Annotated in this window: 2 protein-coding genes; both read right to left on the bottom strand. The window is 58.0% G+C overall.

Features of this window, described 5'->3' with window-relative positions:
* Positions 1-437: 437 nt before the first annotated feature.
* Positions 438-1,313 carry an IS701 family transposase gene (locus ABZT03_RS43775; RefSeq protein ID WP_356049840.1) on the bottom strand — a complete coding sequence of 292 codons (876 nt, stop codon included), beginning with the start codon at positions 1,311-1,313 and terminating at the stop codon, positions 438-440.
* Between the two features lie 314 nt (positions 1,314-1,627).
* The gene (locus ABZT03_RS43770; protein ID WP_356049838.1) at positions 1,628-2,200 is read right to left on the bottom strand and encodes a hypothetical protein; all 573 of its coding nucleotides are present in this window, start codon (positions 2,198-2,200) and stop codon (positions 1,628-1,630) included.
* Positions 2,201-2,471 lie beyond the last annotated feature (271 nt).

Here is a 2,471-nt window from a genome sequence, read left to right as displayed (position 1 = left end):
GCGGAATCTTCCGAACTGTGTGATCTTATGGTCATGAACGCGCCTCGCAACATCATGGTCCAGTAACGGCGTGCGTCGCATCAGCATGCCTCACCTCGATTCGCGAGGGGTTTACCGGGGTGAGAGAGGGTTTCTAGCATGCTAACGCGTGCACCGAATGCGGTCTCAGTACCCTTAAAGAGCGTGCCGTGACGGGCGGGTATCACATTGAGCAATATCTACTCATCCGTATGACGAAGACATGAAAGGCATGAAGGCACCTTGACTCCACCGGCCCTGACGACGACAATCCGACCCATACTGGGACCAGGGCCCCGGCAAGGTCGCGTCTTGTCCACTTTGTGGAGTGGGTCAAAGGTCGTTGCTTCCGGTGAAGTTCCAGCTCGCAGGATGCTCACCGGCCTGCGAGCACACCAGACAATTCACCCATCTCGCGACTATGCCATGACCCTGGGCCAGTAGTTGCTTGGTTTTTCTTCGTACGGTGGTTGAGCCGCCAAAATATGGGGCGTTCGGTACCTGCGGTTGCGAAATCGCCCGTAAGACCCGGGACGGGGCAGCACCGTGTGGTTGGCCTGCACATTCACCGCATAGGGCAGATGGTTCTCCTCCAGAAAGGCTCGGAAGGCGCCGTCACGTCCGTAGACCTCATCAGCGGCCACCCACACCCGGCCCTCGGGAAGGTCAGGAACGATTCGCGCGATCATCCGCTCGGCCAGGCGGGGCTTGGTGGCGAAACCGACGCCGTCGGGAACATACGCGGTCCGGCAGCGGGCCCGGTCATCTGCCCACTCTTTGTGCAGGTAGATCTCCCGGTTGACCAGCGCCTGCCCACATCCGGTGGCCCAGGCGGCCATCACCCCGATCTGGCACGGGAAGACCCCACCCAGCGCGCCGGAGTACTGCCTGGCCACCCCGACCGAGGTCCGGCCCTTCTTGGCGAAGCCGGTCTCGTCGACCACCAGCACTCCCGCTCCACCGGGCCCGGCACCCCTCCCGCCATCGTCCAGGCCATCGATGACGTAACGTCGGGTGAAATCCCGAAGCTCATCGACGTCCCAGACCGAACGGTCCAGCAGATGCTGCTGCCCCCACGGCTCGGCGTCGCCGCCGTACTCGGCCAACTGCCAGCCATTCTTACGGGACACCGGGGAAAGCAGGCCCCGGATGCACCGCGCGGCCCGCAACCGCAGATCAGCCCGCGGAAAGATCCCACCGACCTCCACCAGCAGGTTCTCCAACTGATCGGAGAACTCCTCGGCCCGCTCCCGGTCCGTGACCTCCGGCATGATGTCCAATAACTCCGCCTTCACGAACGGAAGTTACCCACACACGGTGATCGAGGAACTACAGCGACGCCGCCGATCTCCAACTGAAGGGACCGTCCAAGCGATCCACACCCTGCTGACCTGCAGCTATTCAGGATGAAAGGAGCTCAATGACGACAATAATTCGCTAAAAATTCTAGCCGGCATGCGGAACCGTCGAAGTCTGACGGAGAGAAAAACCACAGATCACAGAAACACGCTCAACCGACCAGTTCATCTCGGACTGCGTCCAATATCGATATCGCCTATTTCATCACGGCGACACAACGCCATCATTTGAAACTATTCAAATACCATTGTCACAATTCGCGAAAATCCTGTACGGTGTAGTTGAAAATCACTCGATCGCCCGAATTCTCTTCAATGTTGTTGAGGGTAAGGGAGCCTTTAACTGTCTCGCCAACGCGCATCGTAAAGGTCAGCGGACTTGACAGATAGCCATCGAGGTCGTCGCTAAAGCAGGTGGAGCCCTCGTAGAGTTTTGGGGTAAGGGAAACCTGCACCGTGGAGTCACTGATCCGCTTTGTGGTCATCCTCATGGAGGCGTGCACTTCGTTTCCTGCGCATACGGAGACTCTTTCACCTGTAGGAAAATTCCTGGTGAAGGTCTGAATATTGACCGGCCCTGAAGCGTAGGAATAGCTGGGACCGAACACGCTGTCGTCATCCCGCAAATAAGCAGTAGACTGGAAGATCGTTTGATGATCTGCAATGGCGACCGAAGAAACAGGTTGCGTAGTAGCCGCCTGAGCGGTACCTACAACCGCTGTGCCAGCCACTACTGTGCTGATGGCCGTAACGGCCATCAAGCGACGCTTCATCGACATGATTGTATTTCTCCTGTGGATGTTGATAACAAGGAAGATCGCCATGCTTCCAGTGTCTTCCCCTCTACCTCCAGTACGGGGCGTGCATTGATCCGCGTTGAAGTAATCGATACTCAACTAGCGTGCCGTTTAACCTCGAAGCCCGGCAAAGGAGTTTTCTTTGGGTGGCGAGGGTGACTTGATCTGCTCATGATCAGGGTTTGGTGGGCGCAATTCGCTTCAACCTCGATTCGTCAGGGGTTGTGAGCTGCTGACCGGTTGGTCGGTTCGCCCCTTTTGTCCCTGATGGTTGGGGATGGGGCCGTCGCGTGTCGCT

Source organism: Streptomyces sp. NPDC005574, from assembly GCF_040605435.1.
Classification (GTDB): Bacteria; Actinomycetota; Actinomycetes; order Streptomycetales; family Streptomycetaceae; genus Streptomyces.
This window is presented reverse-complemented; position numbering and strand designations above follow the sequence as displayed.